Annotated in this window: 14 protein-coding genes and 4 tRNA genes; 10 read left to right on the top strand and 8 right to left on the bottom strand. The window is 54.7% G+C overall.

The window, feature by feature from the left end:
• Positions 1–212 precede the first annotated feature (212 nt).
• The 5 genes from HMPREF0326_RS07390 to rsfS form a co-directional block, all read right to left on the bottom strand.
• Positions 213–1,580, bottom strand: a complete 1,368-nt coding sequence (locus HMPREF0326_RS07390; protein WP_008685476.1) for an alanine/glycine:cation symporter family protein — start codon at positions 1,578–1,580, stop codon at positions 213–215.
• 645 nt (positions 1,581–2,225) lie between these two features.
• On the bottom strand, positions 2,226–3,752 hold the full coding sequence (locus HMPREF0326_RS07385) for an outer membrane homotrimeric porin (RefSeq protein ID WP_008685474.1): 1,527 nt from the start codon (positions 3,750–3,752) through the stop codon (positions 2,226–2,228).
• Between the two features lie 203 nt (positions 3,753–3,955).
• Positions 3,956–4,201 carry a hypothetical protein gene (locus HMPREF0326_RS07380; RefSeq protein ID WP_008685473.1) on the bottom strand — a complete coding sequence of 82 codons (246 nt, stop codon included), beginning with the start codon at positions 4,199–4,201 and terminating at the stop codon, positions 3,956–3,958.
• Positions 4,194–5,762, bottom strand: a complete 1,569-nt coding sequence (gpmI, locus tag HMPREF0326_RS07375; protein WP_008685472.1) for a 2,3-bisphosphoglycerate-independent phosphoglycerate mutase — start codon at positions 5,760–5,762, stop codon at positions 4,194–4,196. The genes HMPREF0326_RS07380 and gpmI overlap by 8 nt, the downstream gene beginning before the upstream one ends.
• Positions 5,759–6,214, bottom strand: coding sequence for a ribosome silencing factor (gene rsfS, locus HMPREF0326_RS07370; RefSeq protein WP_008685471.1), 456 nt, complete (start codon positions 6,212–6,214; stop codon positions 5,759–5,761). Before rsfS ends, gpmI begins: the two co-directional genes overlap by 4 nt.
• Positions 6,215–6,615: 401 nt before the next feature.
• On the opposite strand from rsfS, the gene HMPREF0326_RS07365 reads away from it, so the two are divergent.
• The 7 genes from HMPREF0326_RS07365 to HMPREF0326_RS07335 all read left to right on the top strand — a co-directional run bounded on the left by HMPREF0326_RS07365 (position 6,616) and on the right by HMPREF0326_RS07335 (position 11,443).
• Entirely contained in the window at positions 6,616–7,920 is a 1,305-nt protein-coding gene (locus tag HMPREF0326_RS07365) for a phenylacetate--CoA ligase family protein (RefSeq protein WP_008685470.1), read from the top strand.
• A gap of 143 nt (positions 7,921–8,063) precedes the next feature.
• Positions 8,064–8,138: transfer RNA gene (locus HMPREF0326_RS07360), tRNA-Gly, on the top strand.
• Between the two features lie 12 nt (positions 8,139–8,150).
• Positions 8,151–8,224: transfer RNA gene (locus tag HMPREF0326_RS07355), tRNA-Cys, on the top strand.
• A gap of 31 nt (positions 8,225–8,255) precedes the next feature.
• Positions 8,256–8,330, top strand: a tRNA-Gly gene (locus HMPREF0326_RS07350).
• Positions 8,331–8,341: 11 nt separating this feature from the next.
• Positions 8,342–8,416 (top strand) — tRNA-Gly (locus tag HMPREF0326_RS07345).
• Positions 8,417–8,578: 162 nt separating this feature from the next.
• Positions 8,579–9,751 (top strand): tyrosine-type recombinase/integrase, encoded by a 1,173-nt coding sequence (locus HMPREF0326_RS07340; RefSeq protein WP_020990387.1) that lies wholly within the window; start codon positions 8,579–8,581, stop codon positions 9,749–9,751.
• A 48-nt stretch (positions 9,752–9,799) separates the two neighbouring features.
• Entirely contained in the window at positions 9,800–11,443 is a 1,644-nt protein-coding gene (locus HMPREF0326_RS07335; RefSeq protein ID WP_008685468.1) for a hypothetical protein, read from the top strand.
• A gap of 602 nt (positions 11,444–12,045) precedes the next feature.
• Here the strand turns inward: HMPREF0326_RS07335 and HMPREF0326_RS17195 are convergent.
• Positions 12,046–12,489: a hypothetical protein gene (locus tag HMPREF0326_RS17195; RefSeq protein WP_009303639.1), complete on the bottom strand. Its 444-nt coding sequence runs from the start codon at positions 12,487–12,489 to the stop codon at positions 12,046–12,048.
• A gap of 336 nt (positions 12,490–12,825) precedes the next feature.
• Between HMPREF0326_RS17195 and HMPREF0326_RS07325 the strand changes: the two genes are divergently transcribed.
• The gene (locus HMPREF0326_RS07325) at positions 12,826–14,358 is read left to right on the top strand and encodes a serine/threonine-protein kinase (RefSeq protein ID WP_008685466.1); all 1,533 of its coding nucleotides are present in this window, start codon (positions 12,826–12,828) and stop codon (positions 14,356–14,358) included.
• 200 nt (positions 14,359–14,558) lie between these two features.
• On the opposite strand, the gene HMPREF0326_RS17190 is transcribed toward HMPREF0326_RS07325, so the two are convergent.
• A complete protein-coding gene (locus tag HMPREF0326_RS17190) occupies positions 14,559–15,011 on the bottom strand; it encodes a hypothetical protein (RefSeq protein WP_008685465.1) in 453 nt (150 codons plus the stop codon).
• Positions 15,012–15,479: 468 nt separating this feature from the next.
• Between HMPREF0326_RS17190 and HMPREF0326_RS15975 the strand changes: the two genes are divergently transcribed.
• Together HMPREF0326_RS15975 and HMPREF0326_RS07315 are read left to right on the top strand one after the other, a co-directional pair.
• Entirely contained in the window at positions 15,480–15,653 is a 174-nt protein-coding gene (locus tag HMPREF0326_RS15975; RefSeq protein WP_083823328.1) for a helix-turn-helix domain-containing protein, read from the top strand.
• Positions 15,654–16,039: 386 nt separating this feature from the next.
• Entirely contained in the window at positions 16,040–17,296 is a 1,257-nt protein-coding gene (locus HMPREF0326_RS07315; RefSeq protein ID WP_009303635.1) for a dicarboxylate/amino acid:cation symporter, read from the top strand.
• Positions 17,297–17,587: 291 nt separating this feature from the next.
• Here HMPREF0326_RS07315 and HMPREF0326_RS07310 read toward each other — a convergent pair whose 3' ends face one another.
• Entirely contained in the window at positions 17,588–18,721 is a 1,134-nt protein-coding gene (locus HMPREF0326_RS07310; RefSeq protein ID WP_232224915.1) for an MBL fold metallo-hydrolase, read from the bottom strand.
• Positions 18,722–18,811: the final 90 nt, after the last annotated feature.

The raw sequence follows: 18,811 nt of genomic DNA, 5'->3' as shown, positions 1-18,811 counted from the left end.
CGGCGTGGATTTGGGCAAAAATGCGATTTTTGCCCAAATGAACCCTTTGAAACGCTACACGTTTCAAAGGTAATCTGCTCTAGGACAAGGTTTGGAATGCACAGCATTTCGAACGGAACATGCTCCAGGAGCTTTCCTTCCCTCCCAAAACACGAGGCCCCCGCATGCTTGGCGAGCATGCGGGGGCCTCGTTCATGGCTACAAGAGATGCATCATAGCGGCGCGTTGGCGCCATGCTCATCATAGTCGTCCAAGGCCCTGGACACCAGCTTGGCCAGACCGATCAGGGCTACCAGGTTGGGCAGAGCCATCAGGCCGTTGAACATGTCGGCCAGCTCCCAGACAAGGTTGACCTGGAGGAAGGAGCCCAGCACCAGAAAACCCATGACCAGCACCCGGAAGACCGGCACGGCGCCGACTCCGAAAAGATACTTGATATTCTGCTCCGCGAAGAAATACCAGCCGATAATGGTGGAAAAAGCGAAAAAGAAAAGGCAGACCGCCACAAAGCCGAAGCCGTAGCCCGTGGAGCCCAGGCCGGTCTCAAAGGCCTTCTGGGTCAGGGCGATGCCCGTGGTGCTGCCGTCAATGGCCCCGGTGACGAAGATGACGAAGGCGGTCATGTTCAGAACCACAAAGGTATCCACAAACACGCCCATAATGGCCACAAAGCCCTGCTGGGCCGGGTACTTGACCTTGGCCACGGCGTGGGCGTGCGGCGTGGAGCCCATGCCCGCTTCATTGGAAAAGAGGCCGCGGGCCACGCCATAGCGCATGGCTTCCTTGACGCCCGCGCCGATCAGGCCGCCTGTGGCCGCCGAGGGGTCGAACGCGCCCACAAAAATCATCTTGAAAGCGGGCAGCAGCATGTCCAGGTGGGTCAGCAGCACCCAGAGGCCGCCGGCCAGATAAAGCACGGCCATGAGCGGCACGATCTTTTCCGTGGTGGCCGCGATACGGCGCATGCCGCCGAAAAAGACGAAACCGGCCAGCAGGGCCAGAACCACACCGATGATCCAGGTGGGAATGCTGAACGCGGAATGGAAGGCGTCGGCAATGGAATTGGCCTGGACCATGTTGCCGATGAAGCCCAAGGCAATGATGATGGCCACGGAAAAGAAAGCGGCCAGCCATTTGCAGCCCAGGCCCTTGGAAATATAGTAGGCCGGGCCGCCGGTGACATGTCCTTCGGAATCGCGGGTCTTGTACAGCTGGGCCAGCACGGCCTCGGCGAAGATAGTGGCCATGCCGAAAAAGGCGGCTATCCACATCCAGAAAATGGCGCCGGGACCGCCCATGGCAATGGCCGTTGCCGCGCCCGCCAGGTTGCCCGTGCCCACCTGGGCGGCAATGGCCGTTGCCAGGGACTGGAAGGAAGTCATGCCGTCCTTGCCGGCCTTTTTGCCGAAGAGCGTCAGGTCGCCGAAGGTATAGCGGACTACTTTGCCGAATTTGCGGATCTGCACGAACTTCAGGCGAAACGTATAATAAATGCCCGTGCCCACCAGTAAGGGGATCAGGCAATATACGCCCCACAGCACGCTGTTGATATTCTGAACCAGTTTTGTGAGCTCTTCCATGCTCCCTTCTCCTTGATGGCGATTCTCCCCGGCGGGGCATGCCGTTCGCCGCCCGTTGTTTTATTCCGCCCACCGGGCATTACGCTTCTCGCTTCATTTCCGTTTTGGCCGCCTCCGGCGCGGGCAGGGGGCGGGCTATGGGGCTGCCGCCCCCTCCTCCGCCCCCTTGCAACCCCCCGGAACACCCCTGTGGAGCTTTCCAATGCTTCCAGCTTCCGAGGGCTGCGCGGCGTTTGCTGCGGGAGCTTCCCTCACCTGCTTTTGCAGATTCGGGCGATCTCCCTCCGCGCCACGCAATGCCATTCACTGACTATCTTTGAAAAAGGAACTGACCCCATTCCGAAAGTTATTGAAACGCGGGCTTAGAGCAATTTCACTTTGGAATTTTACAAATTTCAAAGTTGGCACCGTGTGCAGCGTTAGAGCAATTTGATTTTGAAATTGCTCTAAGGTGACCTCTCTACATACAAAATTACTCTGACTACGGGAGGAAAATGGAATGCCCCTGGTCACGTCCGTCGCCCATTTTTCGCAGCCTACTCCCCGCGCTACAAGCAGGCAAGCCGGAAAACAGACGCGAAAAGGGGGAGCCGAGGCTCCCCCTTTTATAATCATCCTACGGGATAAATCCCGCGCAAATCGGGCTTAGAAGCTGTATGCGAAGATCAGCTGGGCCTTCCAGGCGTCCTGCTTCTGGAACGAGCTGGAGTTGTTGGCCTTCTTCCAGGTGTCGTTGTCCATGAAGTTGGCAATATAGCCCAGCTCCAGGTTCACGTCGAAGTTTTCGTACATCTGGTAGGAGTTGACCAGGTTGAATTCCAGCAGGCCGTCGTTGGTGGTCAGGTACGGGGAAGCATTGCTGCCCCAGCCTTCATTCCAGGAATAGGCGTTGTTCATGTACTTGGCCATGGAGGTGGAGTTGGTGCCGCCCCAGTAGGCCACGCGGAAGGTGTGCTTGAGGTCTTCCAGGAAGCTCATATCACGGACCTGCAGGCCCAAGCCCCAAGTGCCGGCGTATTCCAGAGAGTTGTCAACCCACATCCAGCCGTAGTTGCCGTCGCCCATGAAGGAGGTGAAGTTGCCCATGGGCACGATGGAAGGCATGCGCTCGGAACCGTTCTTCACGTTGCCGTCATCGCCGGAACCGTACCAGCCGAAGATGCCGGGAACGCCCCAATCCATCTTGTATTCCACCAGGGCTTTGGCCAACCAGCCCTGACGCTCGGTGCTGCCGCGCTTATAGACGGTGTTATGGTTCTTGTAGGCATCATAACGGCCCATGGCTTCCACATAGCCGTAATTGATGTCCACTTCGATGTTCAGCGGATCCCAGGCGGTGATGGCGAAGGGCAGACCGGCCCAGAACATGGAGCCATAAGCCTTGCTGGTTTTGCCGATGGGCCATTCGTTATTGGGGGTGCCGAAATAGGGACGCGTGGTAAAGGGCAGATTGCCGTCAGCCGTGGAACCAAGATCCGTGAGGGTGTTCTTGCCGGCAGCGCCGTACATGGCCCACGGGGTGATTTCAAAGCCGTCCAGCTTCACGGGCACCATCAGGGCGAACAGATCCATGTTGTCCAGGAAGTTCTGATTGTAGTGCTCGTTGTCGCCCCTCTTATAACCGAGGTAGTTGTCATTGGCGGGACGCGCCCACAGGGCGGTGAGGCCGACATTCTCGTTGAACTGGTAGGAGGCGGTGATACCGGCCGCGTCGGTGTCCATGATGGCGGAACCACCGGCCTTGTTGGGCAGGGTCACGCCCTGGATGCCCATGCGGAACTTCAGGTCGGTCTGCGGCACCATCCAGTCGATGTAGGCGCGCTTGAGCTTAATGGTGTTGGCGCCGTCAGCGCCCAGAGCGCCGCCGCCCACGCCGGCTCTATTGGAACCCCAAACCTGGTTGCCGATTTCAAAGAAAACCGTGCCCGACAGAGATTCGGAAGCCACGGCGTCCAACTGCAAGCGCACGCGCTGCTGCGCGGCGAACTTGTCGTTGCTGTTCAGTTTTTCTTTGGGGCCGTTGCCGGTACGGGTCTTGTTGATCAGCTGATTTTCGCCGCCGGCGAAGCCCATCAGCCACTGGCCCTTGGCCTTGAAATCAATGGCGCTGGCGCCCGTCGCCACGCCCAGCAGCATGCCAGCCGCCAACAGAAGCGTACAGATACGTTTCATGTTTTTTCCTTCCTCTCGTTTGAGCCCTCAAAAAGTTAAAAAAGTTGTCCTGTCCCATACAGGTTGACATACTGTTTATCGGCTTTCGGGTAGGAAGGCAAGGCTTTTTGTAAAAAAATTTTTACCGCCTCGCGGCTTCGCCCCAAGACAAAGAAAAAACCGGCCCCGAAGGACCGGCTGCCGGCACGGCAACATATATAAAGCTATAAAAAGTCCGGGTCCGCCGCCGCCTTGCCACCGGCCAGCATGATCCGCACATAATGCAGGCCGTGCTCGTCCACCGGGATGATGGGGAAGGCAAGGCCGCAAGCATCGCAGGAGATCATCCGAGGTTCCGTGGGGCTGACCAGAGGGATATGCTTGCCGCATTGCGGGCACTGGTAGAAGAAGAGGATTTCCATGCCGTCCGGCGGCACGGGCGTCAGGGGACGGTTTTTCTTGTCAGCCATGCCGCACCTCTTTGGCGGCCAGATTCCGGCCGGTCATGGGCGCTGAGGGCTCCATGCCCCAGAGCCCGAGCAGGGTCGGGGCCACATCGGCCAGCTTGCCGTCGGCCAGAGCTGTGACGGCGCCGCCCGGCTCCAGCAGAATGCAGGGCACGGGATTGGTAGTGTGCGCCGTGTGCGGTTGCCCCTCGGGGGTCAGCATGACCTCGCAATTGCCGTGGTCCGCGATGATCAGCATGCGGCCGCCGCGCGCCTCCACGGCTTTGAGCATGCGCCCCACGCATTCGTCCACCACGGCACAGGCCTCCACCGCCGCCTTGAGCACGCCGGTATGGCCCACCATGTCGCCGTTGGCCAGATTGCAGACCACCAGGTCGTAAATGCCCTTGTCCCAGGCTTCCACAAACTTGTCGGTGACCTGGCGGGCGCTCATGGCCGGTTTGAGGTCATAGGTGGGCACGTCGCGCGGCGACGGCACCAGAATGCGGTCCTCGCCGCGGAAGGGTTCTTCCACGCCCCCGTTGAAGAAGTAGGTCACATGGGCGTATTTTTCCGTTTCCGCCAGGCGGAGCTGGCGCAGACCGGCCCGCGAAACCACCTCGCCCAGCCCCATGGTCACGGCTTCCTTGGGAAAGGCCACGGGAATGCCGAAATGCGCCTCATAGGAGGTCATGGACCCGATGCCCGCCAGTTTGGGCAGCGTGCCGCGCTCAAAGCCCTTGAAATCCGGCTCGATAAAGGCCTGGGTCAACTCCCGCATGCGGTCGGCCCGGAAATTGAAGAAAAAGAGCGCGTCCCCGTCGGCCATGCCCACGGGCTCCTCGGCCCCATCCGGGAGGGGAGCGCTTGCGCAGCGCACGGGCTTGACGAACTCGTCGGTGATGCCCTCGGCATAGGAAACCTCAAGGGCCTTCACCGCGTCCGGGGCCACGCGGCCCTCCGCGCTCTGCCCGTGGACCAGCAGATCCCAGGCGGCCTTGACCCGGTCCCAGCGCTTGTCGCGGTCCATGGCGTAGAAACGCCCCACCAGACCGGCAATGCGCGCCAGAGGCTGGTCCTTGAGATGCTCCTCCAGCGCGCGCGCAAAGCCCACGCCGCTTTTGGGGTCCGTGTCGCGGCCGTCCATGATGCAATGCACCCGCACGGGCACGCCCGCACGGGCGGCCATATCGCAGATGGCTTCCAGATGCCGGATATGGCTATGCACGCCGCCGTCCGAGAGCAGGCCCGCCAGATGCAGCCTGCCGCCGCTCTTTTTGAGCGTTTCCAGCAGCCCATTGAGCACCGGGTTGGCGGCAAAGGAGCCGTCCTCCAGGGCCACATCGATACGCGTCATGTCCTGGTAGACCACGCGCCCGGCCCCGATGTTCAGGTGGCCCACCTCGGAATTGCCCATGTAGCCTTCAGGCAGGCCCACGGCCCGGCCCGAGGCCGTCAGTTGCGCATGCGGGCAACGGGCGTTGAGGTTGTCCAGATTGGGAGTGGGCGCGAGATACGGCGCATTGCCGGGAGTGGGCGCGGCCAGGCCCCAGCCGTCAAGAATCAGCAGCAAGGTGGGAGTCATGCCGAGGCCTCCCCCCCGGGTCCGGCCGCCGAAGCCGCATGGTCGGAGGCGCGGGCCGGAGACTGGCCCCAGAGGGCCTCCAGACGGTACAGCTCCCGCACGGGCTCCAGAAAAATGTTGATGACGATGTCGTTCAGATCCACAAGGATCCACTGTCCGGCCTCATAGCCCTCGACGCGCAGATATTCGTAATTGCGTTCGTGGCAGAGAGCGGCCACCCCGTCGGCCAGGCTCTGGGCATGGCGCATGGACCCTGCGGTGAGCACCAGCAGGGCGTCGGCAAAGCCCCCCTGCTCGGTGAGATTGAGACTGACGATGCGTTCCGCCTTGTGTTCTTCAAGCCAGGCCGTGATGACAGCCAGCTTTTCGGCCAGGGGAACGTCCGCATAACGCTTGCGGCCCGGGCGCGCGGCCTGGGCCTCGGTATTTTCGGTAGAAGGAATCTGTTCCATGTCAAGCACATATCCCAAAGCCGGACTGAGAGCAATGGCGTGGTGGCCAAGGCGGCGGCACCGCGGAGTTCCAATGGATAGCCGCCGGAAGGCAAAGCCGTGCGTCGGGCCGGTTGACCCGGCCCCCACATTGCGGCATACCGGAGTGACGCCGCGCGCCGCGCGCGTTTCCCTGTTTTTCTGTCCCAGGGCATTTCAACTTTGAAATTGCTCTAGCGCCGCACACGATGCGGCGCGGATTCTGACGAAGCGGCCGAAGGGCTGTCCCCGTTGGCGACAACGGAGCCATACGAAGATCGACAGCAGCGATAACCACGTTTTTCGTCAGAATGCCGACTTTGAAATTTGCAAAATTTCAAAGTTAATCTGCTCTAGTTCCGCCATATAATAAGGAGTGGCCCGTGCTCTTCAATATCAAACAGGAAACCCTGCCCCGCGAGGAACTGGAAGCGCTGCAATTGCGCCGCCTGCGCGATCTCTGCAACCGCGTGTACGCCAATGTGCCCTTTTACCGCAAACGTTTCGACGAGATCGGGATCACCCCCGCGGACATCAAAACCCTGGCGGACCTGCGGCTCCTGCCCTTCACCGAAAAGCAGGATATGCGCAATCACTATCCCTACGGCCTGTTCGCCGTGCCCAGAGAAAACATCGTGCGCCTGCACGCTTCCAGCGGCACCACGGGCAAGGCGGTGGTGGTGGGCTACACGGCCCGCGACCTGGAAAACTGGGCGGAACTGGCCGCGCGCAGCCTTTCGGCGGCCGGGGTGAACCGCACGGACATCGTGCACGTGGCCTACGGCTACGGCCTGTTCACCGGCGGCCTGGGCGCGCACGGCGGCGCGGAATACCTGGGAGCCACGGTGGTGCCCGCCTCGGGCGGTGCCACGCGGCGGCAGGCCTTTCTGCTGCGCGACTTCGCGGCCACGGTGCTCTGCTGCACGCCCTCCTACGCCCTGCACCTCTGGGAGGCCGGACAGGAGGCGGGCATCGACTTCCGCGACCTGCCGCTGCGCATCGGCGTGTTCGGGGCCGAACCTTGGACCGAAGCCATGCGCCGGGACATGGAACAGAAAATGGGCATCGACGCCCTGAACATCTACGGCCTTTCCGAGATCATGGGACCGGGCGTGGCCATGGAGTGCGTGGACGCCAAATGCGGCATGCACCTCTGGGAGGACCATATCCTGCCCGAAATCATCGACCCGATCAGCGGAGAACAACTGCCGCCCGGCGAAGTGGGCGAACTGGTGCTGACCACCCTGACCAAGGAAGGCATCCCCCTGCTGCGTTACCGCACCCGCGACCTGACCAGCCTGGATTACACGCCCTGTCGTTGCGGGCGCACCCATGTGCGCATTTCGCGCCTGCGCGGCCGCAGCGACGACATGCTGATCATCCGCGGGGTCAACGTCTTCCCACAGCAGATCGAAGGCATTCTCATGGAGAGCGAGGGCCTCACGCCCAACTACCAGATCATTGTGGACCGCTCCAATAATCTGGACACACTGGAAGTGCGCGTGGAAGTGAGCGATTCGCTCTTTGCCGACGAAATCCGCAAGCTCCAGATGCTGGAAGGCCGTTTGCAGAAGAATATCAAGGAATTTCTGGGCGTCACGGCCAAGGTGCGCCTGATGGAGCCGCATTCCATCCAGCGCTCCGAAGGCAAGGCCCAGCGCATTGTGGACAACCGCCTCAAGGATTGAACGCCGCGCCGGGATGCGGGCCGGGGATGATTTCAACAGTCCGTATTCCGGCGTTTTTCCGGCACAAAAGAGCGATTGGGAAAAAAGTTTCAGCCCGGCGCTTGACAGCCGGGAAAGGAACGCGTAAAAGATTTTTTCGCTGAGCGGGAGTAACTCAGTGGTAGAGTGCAACCTTGCCAAGGTTGAAGTCGCGGGTTCAAATCCCGTCTCCCGCTCCAATTTTTTTTATCGGCGGCATAGCCAAGTGGTAAGGCAGAGGTCTGCAAAACCTCCATCTCCAGTTCAAATCTGGATGCCGCCTCCAGAGTATTTTCACGCCTCGCCGTTTCATATATGCGGGAGTAACTCAGTGGTAGAGTGCAACCTTGCCAAGGTTGAAGTCGCGGGTTCAAATCCCGTCTCCCGCTCCACCGCCCTTTCTGCGGGAATAACTCAACGGTAGAGTGTCAGCTTCCCAAGCTGAAGGTTGCGGGTTCAAATCCCGTTTCCCGCTCCAGATTTCAAAACAGCCGAGTCCGGCACGGTCTAAAAATCCTTTCCTGGCAAGAGAAAAGCGAAAATAGATTGTCTGGACTCGGCTCAAAAAATCCATAGACAGCCTACTCCTTTGGGGGCACTTCTGGGGGTATATAGCCCCTTGCCAGGAGTCTATACCCCCATGCCCCTCACAGATACGGCAGTACGTGGCGCAAAGCCCGCAGACAAGCCCCAAAAGCTCTTTGACGGCAACGGCCTCTTTCTTTATGTCGCTCCAAGCGGCACCAAAAGCTGGCGCTTGAAATACCGATTTCAAGGCCGTGAAAAACTTCTTACTCTCGGCACATACCCCCAACTTTCCCTCAAAGAAGCGCGAGAAGCCTGTGCTGCCGCCAAAAAACAGCTTGGCGGGGGTATCGACCCGTCCGTGCAGAAAAAGGTGATTGCCCGCGCTTGGGAAAACACCTTTGAGGCCATAGCGCGGGAATGGCACGAGAACAAAAAATCCGCTTGGACGGAGCGCTATGCGGGAGACATGCTTGAGCGCATCGCCAGCAACATCTTTCCCTATCTCGGCAATCGCCCCATCAATGAAATTACCCCGCCGGAACTTTTAAGCGTACTGCGGAAAATCGAAGCGCGTGGAGCCTTTTACCAAGCCAACCGCTTGCGTGAATCCTGTTCTCTGGTCTTCCGGTACGCCATTGCCACCGGCAGAGCCGAGCGCGACACCGCCGCCGATCTGCGTGGAGCGCTCAAAAGCCACGTTACTACCTCACGGGCCGCTATTACCGAACCGGAGGAAGTAGGCGGCCTGTTGCGGGCCATAGACGGCTATACAGGCCACTTTGTCACCAAGTGCGGCTTACAGCTTCTGGCGTTGACCTTTCTTCGCCCTGGGGAAGTGCGCTTGGGCGAATGGTCGGAAATAGACCTTGATGAAAAGCTCTGGCGCATCCCGGCAAAACGAATGAAAATGCGCCTTGACCATTTAGTGCCATTGAGCGCTCAAGCTTGCGCCGTTCTGGAAGAACTGCGCGAACTCACCGGACGTGGTCGCTTGATGTTTCCGGGGCTGCGGGCAAAGGAACGGCCAATCAGTGACGCGACCTTTATCGCCGCCCTGCGGCGCATGGGCTTTGAAAAAGATGAAATGTGCGCTCACGGCTTCCGCTCAATGGCAAGTACCATCCTCAACGAGCAAGGCTATCCAGCCGATGCCATCGAAAAGCAGCTTGCCCACAATCCGCGTAACAAGATACGCGGTATTTACAACCGCGCCGAGTACTTGCCAGAACGCCGGAAGATGATGCAGGATTGGGCGGATTATTTGGAAAAATTGCGAAATAGTTAAGCAACGCTTGCTTATCCATGTATTCTGGTTGCAGCATAGGGATAGTTCATGAGTATTGAAATTGACCGAAAACGATTATTGCAAAATAGTAATCTCGCAGTACTGACTAAAAAATTTTCCACCGAGGAATTGATTTCAGTTTACCTTTCAAACAAGGGCAAAAACTGTGACTACACGATATTTCCAGCAATCATTCCTTTAAAAAAAGCAAAACAAGTTCTATCAGATCAAGGGTGGGACTTTTTGGAGGGGCGAGGCAAGCCCGGCATTATTGTTTACCATGAAGGGAAGCAGGAAAAACCAAGATATTATCGATATGGTAATAACGATGGCTTTGAACCGTTTGTGCTTACTAGAAATTTCAGAAACAAAAAAGGCTGCTTTGAGCTTTGCGAAGAATTTCGACTACTACACAATTTATACCATGATATTGATTCCAATACCTATTTGAAATTATTCGATAATCACGAGGAAATTATAGCCACTATCAAAGAAAATGAGGTAAAAGTTCGATTAAAAGAAATACAGCAATTTTTGGCAATAAAAAGAAAATACCTCTCTATCCAATTCGATTTTCGTGAACATTCTTTACATCCCCTTGAAGATTTAAATCTTGTCGGATGCGATAGAGAGCATGTGGAAACACTAGCCAGCTGGATCATTGGCTTTGCCGATTATGGTGGCGCAGCAGATGAAGATAGAGCCTTTAGCCGCTTGTTAGGCAAGAGGTTAATAGCGCCGTTGCCATTTACAGAAAGTGGTTTTGTAGGTGCTGCACCTGAGCGCCCCAAAAGATATGTCGACTTTATTATTGGCACAACCCCAGAGAGACAAGAAGTCATTTATACTTCGAATCCAGGTTGTTTAGCTGATTTTTTCGGAGCCAACCCAGATGCTCCAAATTACTTAACTCCAGTTCATTTCAACAAAGAAGTTCTTGAGAAATACTATCAACGCCCAAGTAAGTACAAGGTTGAAGACGGACTCCTATGCTGCGGTAATGATTGGGCTTTACAAATTGATAATCATTTTGATGACAAGGTTATTGCGTGGCTTGGCGACCTAGGACGTGATCTTCCATACGATGAGCAAATGTTTTGGAGAGCATATAACATAAGCCCAGGCGCTAATAAGATAAGCAATATTTTTTTCAAGCGACAACTACTTGCTCAACCAACAGATTCAACGAACATTGAGCACTTGTTTCAAGACCGCTATGCCAAGTTAAGAAAGGTATGCGAGGAGCATTTAAGTTGGCAAATCCTGCTACCGCTGAACCAAGACGATTCTTACCATATTGACTGCGTACGGACTTCTTTAACGAATGAGCAGAAAGAATTCGATGAGCAGTTGCTCAGCCTAACCAAAATACTGATAGACTCTTTGAATGAAAAACAAATATCGCAGTTACTGCCATCAAGTTCGGATATCGTTGGTGGTATCAACAAATTAGAAGCAGTCTTTACTTTGAAAAAAATAGAAGGCGCGGAACAAATTGATTTCCTAAGAAAACTTCAAAAGTTACGCTCAAAAAGCGCTGCACATAGGAAAAGCCAGGAGTACAGGAAAACAATAAAAGACCTTAGCTACCACCAAATGCCACTCAAAGAGGTATACTCTGACCTCTTGCAGCAGGCAGTAGCTTTTTTCTGCTTTCTAATACACATAATTGAGAATAAGCAACTGCAATAATATATACCGCTGCCAGCGAGGCGGCGCGAACCTTGCGAGGCACACCACTAAGAAGTGTGCCGCTGCAAGGAGCGTGACGCCTCAGTTCTATGGCAGTCTTCTTTCGGTCTTCCGGCTGTCTTGGATGCGTCCTTTTCAGAAGACTGTGAATGGGCAGTGTTCCCTCTTCTTGACTCTCCCGGTCAAGCTGGAAGCTTGCCCACGTTTTACGAAGTAAAGCATAGTGAGCTATACTTCTGCTTTCCGCAAAGATCAGAGGCAGACCCATCCGCCACGCTCGAAGCCTCGCAGAGCGCACTCAGTTTCCATAGGAAACTGGTAAGTGCGCTCTACTTTCCCGTAAAAATTCAGAGCGTATATCCAACGGCACAGCTAGCAGATTCAGGGGGCAATAAACCAATCTCCGCCCACAGGTGACGTATCTATTGCACTTTTATGCAAATACCGCCCAACCATGACGCGATATTGAAAATAGCAACGCAAGTGGGCAGTGGGCGTTATTCGGTTAATAGTTTGCAATCAAGAGATAGAGCAGGACAGGTGAGGTAGCGCTACCTCCCGTCCTGCCCTGCGTGGCTGCTTATTCGCCTTTCGGCTCAACGCTAATTCACGGACTCAACCTTGTCATAGAAATTCTTCATCCGAAGCACCAGGGCGGACACCTGCTCAAGCAAGCACCCCAGACTGGCAATGACATAGCCTTTCACGCGCACGTCATGGTGTGTGTTTTTCATCACCTTGACCAAGCCGACCAGTAGCATGTGTGTTTCTGCCAGAAGCCCGCGAAAATCTTCTGCGCGGTAACGCTTCAATAGTTCCCGCTCATGCTGCACCGTTCCCGGTGAGAGATAATAGCAACGGGTTTCTCCATTTTCAGCAGGCCGCAGAACGCCCTCCCGACTTTGTTCTGACGGCTCATACATCGCAAGCAAGTCTTGAGTGGCTTCTTGAAATCTTTCGATTCGCTTTGCCATTTCAGGATGGCTTGGAGGATAGGACGCGGAAGATTGAGGCTGCGGAACAGCACTCCGGGAGTGATGGGACATAAGGCACCTCGTGATTTGTACGATTGGCATTGCTACAAATAGCAAATGCCGGGTGTCGTACCCGCCCACGAGAGCGGTTTATGGCTTTTGGCCTTTCGGCTTGGACATGACCATAGCACCCGGCAATAGATAGCCAGAAGCGCCAACCAATGGGCGCAAAAAAGCCATACTGTCGGGATGGTAGCCGCTCGTGGAGGTGGGTACGAATCACCTATCAAAAAGAAAACACACTATTTCAATAAGGTCAAGAATCACGCTGCCCGTGAGGATTGAAGCGAATAATATATTAGCGTATATCTAGGCATCCGAAGCAATAACAACATAATTTAATTTACTATGCTTACTCCACAATCCTTAAAAATTGAAATTCTAGCTAATATCAAGGCAGATTTTGGCGAAAAAAGCCCATTATATCAGTCATTGATGATGTCTGAAATGGAGTATGAAGATTCTGGCCTTTTTTCACGAAAAATATGGAATGTTTTCTCTCGCCATTTAAAAATATTCTGTCTTTCTGAAAACAAAAAGGCATTAGACAACAATATAGAATATTTATTTAAGGTGGCTGATGGAATACACAGTGTTCAATCAAATGGAACATCAGACTATTGTATCACAGAAATTAATATACTTGTCAGAAATAATCTCAAGCCAGATGTATATTCAACTGATGAAATTGTTATAAATTCATCGGTAAAAATTGATACAAGTAAAAATTATATTAATCAAGGTGGATTTGGACGTATATATAAGATTCATGATAGCTTTTTAGATAGAGATTTCGCCTACAAATTTTTTGACCCGAGTCCATTTAATGAAGAAAGCTTAGACGACTTAGTTAGGCGATTTATCCGAGAGGGTAAAAAGCTTTTGCGGTATAGACATGAAAATATTGTTGCAGCATATGATGTTGGATGCGTATCCGGTTCAAATGTGTATTATTTGAAAATGGAATATATAGATGGTGTAAATTTATTAGATTTTATTTCTTGCAATACATTGGATACAAAAATAAAAATAAGTATTGCGGATCAATTTATATCTGCAATGGGATATATCCACTGTATTGGAGATTTGCATAGAGATATAAGCTATCAAAATATTCTTGTTACTAAGGATAATAAAGTTAAAGTTATTGATTTTGGATTTTCTAAAGGTCGCGATGATACCAGTTATGAAACAACAAAGTATCCTCTTGCTTCAAAATTTGCGGCCCCTGAGAGCACTGGTCAAGTAAAAGATAGCTTTAGCGCGGAAGTCTACTCAATCGGTGCCGTGCTGTATTCGATATTTACTCAAAGTAAATTTCACTCACAAAATATTTTGAATCTTGAAGAGTACGACATACCTGACAATTATAAGTCAGTAGTGTTGAAATGTTTAGAAACGAATCCAGACAATAGAATAAAGAAAGCAAACCATATTAACTGGCATTTAAGAAATTATTTGAATAAAAAGAGCGACACAAGCATCGATTTGACAAGAAGAAATGAATACAATCTTGATTGGCTGGCGTCTTTCATTAATGAGGTAATAATTAAGATTATATTCAACTATGGTGAGTATCCAGACTTTGATTCTGTACAGATATGGATTACTGAAGAATTCAAAAGCGCCATAGAAGATAATGCATTTATTAAAGAAATTCATTTTTCAAATTTGATATTCAGGCTTCACGGGGTAAAAAAGATAGAATATTACAAGGGCATAAGCAAATATTTAGATTTTTCGCTTCTTTATGAAGCCTATACCTACTATATAAACCTTCCAAATGCTCAAAAGGTCTTGTTCTGCAAGACAATAATGACGATAATCCAAAGAAAATCCTATCAGGAGGCAGCATCTGGAATGGATGATGTCCCTTTTTAGCGTCCAGCAAGAACCTATTTATTCGGGGGTATTTTTAGGGGTACAAAATTTTCTCTCGAAATTTATTATGTTTTATTTAAGATTGTTATATATATTTTTAAAATCCCGTTTCCCTCCAAAAATTTAAGCCCTCGCGAGGGCAGATCGCGAGGGCCTTTTTGCATGAAGAAATAGTGACGCCAAAAGAGATTGGGAGCTGCTTACCGGCTGACCCTTTCCATCCTGTCGTAGACGTTCCGCATCCGCAACACCAAGTTGGACGCCTGCTCAAGGAGGCAGCCCAGGCTGGCAATGACATAGCCTTTCAAGCGCACGTCATGGTGCGTGCTTTTCATTATTTTGACCACACCCACCAGGAGCATATAGGTTTCCGCCAGCAGGTCGCGAAAATCTTTCGCGCTGTAGTGTTTCAAAAGTTTGCGCTCATGCTGCACCGCTCCCGCAGAAAGGTGATAGCAGCGGGTTTCGCCGTCCGAATCCGGACTGGGACGCGGATTGAGCCCGCTGCCCTGCCCTGCCGGTTCATAGATGGCCAACAGGTCCTGGGCGGCGGCCCGGAATCTTGCGATCCGTTCCGTCAGTTCGGAATGACTTTGAGAAGGGGGCGTTGACGACTGCGGCTGCGGAGCAGCGCTCGGGAAATGATGGGACATAAGGCACCTCGCGGGTTTTTACATTGGCGCTGCCTTACGATGACAACGCCGGGTGTCGTAAACCGCCCGCGAGCGGCTTGTGGCTTTTAGCCTTTCGGCCTGGACATGACCACAACACCCGGCAATAGATAGCCAGTAGCGCCAGCCAAAGGGCGCAAAAAAGCCATACTGTCGGGATGGTAGCCGTCGCGGGAAGGTGTTTTACGAGCACCTGGATTGAGAAAAGCACACTTCGTTTTTCCAGTCAAGACAATGAAGCATTGCAAAAATACATCAAGCCAAGTTAAATTTATCTATATTAAGCAACAATGCAATGGAGCAATTGGGTCAGATTTACCAGAATATAGTATTAATTTAACGAGTGAAGAGAATTAATTTTTCCATATATGAATGATATAAAAATTTTCCCACGTGGCAGAGAGACTCTTTGAAAAAGCTTTATTGGGGAGACAAAATAAAAGGTGTCGCATGATAACGAGCAACGTCAAAAAGATTATGGATGACAGAAAGATAACGATACGTGCTCTGGTCGCGCTGTCAGGTTTGTCAGACAAAACGATCCTGCGCACACGGAATGAGCACATAGTGGAATGCCGGTTATATACGCTGCAAACAATCGCCAAACATCTTGGGAAGCACTGATTAATGGTCTTTTTGCCCTCTGCCCGCGTCAGGCTCGCCCCGTGCGAAGGTCGAATATGTTTGGATATACTCCCTCCGCCCGCAGTTCGCCTTCCTTGGCAGAGAACAAAAATCTTCATTAATCAGCACTTCCCTTGGCTGCAAAGTCAAAGATCTTTTTACTGAAAGGCAATAATTTTTATGCCGCTGCTGTGAACAGCCGCAAATCCCGCCCCGTTGATTGACCCGGTCGCGAAATACCATTATCTCCCTGAACCGGCCTGAATACGGCCGCCCGGCCTCCGGGAATTCCGCAATCCAGCCCGACCGCGCCTGTCGCCATCACCGGCGGACAAGAACGTCATGGGCGCGGCTGTTGCCTGGAAATATTACTGATGGGGAATGGTATGGCAAAGATCAAAATGGGCTTGCCCATGCAGATGGGCATCGGCATGGTTGCGGGCGTGCTTGTGGGCGTGGTCGCGCAGGACTGGGCGCTGGGCAGCGCCGTCTTCAAATTTCTCGGCGACATTTTCATCCGCCTGATCCGCATGGTGGTGGTTCCGCTGGTCTTCGCCACCCTGGTGGCGGGCGCGGCGGGCATCAGCGACACCACCAAACTGGGGCGCGTGGCCACCAAGACCCTGCTTTACTACCTGATCACCACGGCGGTGTCCGTGGCCGTGGGCCTGCTGCTGGCCAACATCGTGCAGCCGGGCGCGGGCGTGAACCTCTCCACCGACAATCTGCACGTCAAGCCGGTGACCCCGCCGGCCCTCAACGACACGCTGATGAACCTGATCCCGATCAATCCGGTGGAAGCCATGTCCAGGGGCAATATGCTCCAGATCATCATCTTCGCCATTATTTTCGGCTTCGGCATCAGTTCCCTGGGTGAGAGCGGACGGCATCTGCACCGTTTCTTCGACTCCTGCGGCGAAGTCATGATCAAGGTAACGGGCTTTGTGATGCACTATGCGCCTATCGGCGTCTTCGGCCTCATGGCCTACACCGTGACCAAGCACGGCCTTGCCGTGCTGCTGCCCCTGGGCAAGGTCATTCTGCTGATGTACGCCGGTTGCGCCATTCTGTACTGTTTCATGTTCCTGCCGCTGGTCAAGTTCGTGGTCAAGATTCCGGTGATGCGCTTCGTCAAGGGCATGCTGGAACCCTTCATGATCGGCTTCACCACCTGTTCCAGCGCGGCCGCCCTGCCTTCGAACATGCGCTGCACCGAGGCGCTGGGCGCATCGCGCACCGTGGTCAGCTTCGGCATCCCGCTGGGCAACACCATCAACATGAACGGCACCGCCCTGTACATGGGCATCAACACGATTTTTGTGGCGGAATTCTACGGCATCTCGCTGCCGCTGGACGCGCAACTGACCGTCATTCTGATGTCCATTCTCGCCGCCGTGGGCACCATGGGCGTTCCCGGCGCGGGCCTGATCATGATGAGCATCGTTTTCGTGCAGATGGGCATGCCCTTGGAAGGCGTGGCCCTGATCGCGGGCATCGACCGCGTTCTCGACATGGCCCGCACGCCCATGAACGTGCTGGGCGACAGCCTCGGCGCGCTGGTGGTGTCGCGCCTGGAAGGCGACTTCAACGACAATCCGGAACCGGTGCCGCAAGCGCGGGAGCAGGCGCAAGGGCAGGCATAGAGCATTTCAACTTTGAAATGCTCTAACGCCGAACACGGTGAGGCGCGCCGCGAAGACCGACCCGACGGGCGGCCCGTAGGGCCGTGCCTGTAGCCCAAAGAGCGTACAGGCATCGAGAGCAACGCGGCGTGGATTCTGGCGAAAACCATGTTTTTCGCCAGAATGCCGACTTTGAAATTTGTAAAATTTCAAAGCTAATCTGCTCTAGCCGCCCGCGCGCAATGCAAAAATCCGCAAAAGGGCGGCATCCGCACGATGGATGCCGCCCTTTTGCAACTCGCCGCTCTTTTTTCACCCCGGCAGTTCTTCCCACCAGCGGGGAAAAACCGACCACGGCGCACCCGGCGCGGGCAGTGTGACGACTTCGCCGATTTTGGGCGTGAGCAGACTGTACGCCTGCCCTTCGGCCGCCGCCACGGAACGCCGGAACGGATCATCCCAGGAATGAAAGGCAATGGAAAACTTGCCCACATGGGCGGGCAGCAGGGCCTCGGCTTGCAGGTCACGGGCCGCACGGGCCGCCTCCTCGGGCGTCATGTGAATATACGGCCAGTCGGCGTCGTACTGGCCGCTGTCCAGCATGACCAGGTCAAAACCGCCGAAGGCCTTGCCGATGGCCTCGAAATGCCTGCCGTAACCGCTGTCGCCGCTGAAAAAGAGCCGCCGTTGGGGCGTGGTCAGGGCAAAACCCAGCCAGAGCGTGCTGTCGCGGGCAAAGCCACGGCTGGAATAGTGGCGCGCGGTCTGGGCATGCACGTTCAGGCCGCCGCCCAGCGCGACGGATTCACTCCAGTCCAGTTCCGTGACGGCCGCCTCCGCATAGCCCCAGCGCACGAAAGACGCGCCCACGCCCAGCCCGCAGACCACGCGACGCACCTTGCCCCGCAGTGCCGTTGCCGTGGGATAGTCCAGATGATCCCAATGGTCGTGGGAAATGAGCAGCGCGTCGATGTCCGGCATATCCGCCGCCGAATAGATGTTACTGCCCGCAAAGGCCGGGTTGCCGCGCGGCAGGGGCGCGGCGTTCTCGCTGAACACCGGGTCGATAAGCAGACGGTGGCCGCCCAGTTGCACGAAATACGAGGAATGCCCCAGCCAGACAACCACATCCGTGTTGCGGTCCAGGGCGCGCAGGTCGGTCTTGCATGTGGGCAGGGGCGCGGGCGGCGCGGGGTTCACCTTGCGGCGCAAGGCATATTTGATCAGGGCCAGGGCCATGCCGCCCTGGGCCCCGTCCCGGGGCACGGGCTCCAGATTGTGAAAAATGCCGTCCCGATACTGAGGCGAACGCTGCATACGCTCCAGGCGTTCGCCCTGGGACCGGGCCCCGAACGGCGGCGACTGCATATAGGCGTAGCCGCCGAGAACCAGAAGCAGAATGCCGAACACCAGTCCCGCCAGCATGCGCCGCCACCGCCTTTTCATGACTGTTCTTCCCTGTATGCCGCCGTGGAGCGGCTCCCGGTCCCAGAGCAAACCGACTTTTAAAGTTAAACTGCTCTAAACCGCTCGGGG

This window comes from Desulfovibrio sp. 3_1_syn3 (assembly GCF_000145315.2).
In the GTDB taxonomy this organism is placed as follows: domain Bacteria; phylum Desulfobacterota; class Desulfovibrionia; order Desulfovibrionales; family Desulfovibrionaceae; genus Desulfovibrio; species Desulfovibrio fairfieldensis.
The sequence above is the reverse complement of the archived record's forward strand: the minus strand, read 5'-3'. Positions and strand labels throughout refer to the sequence as shown.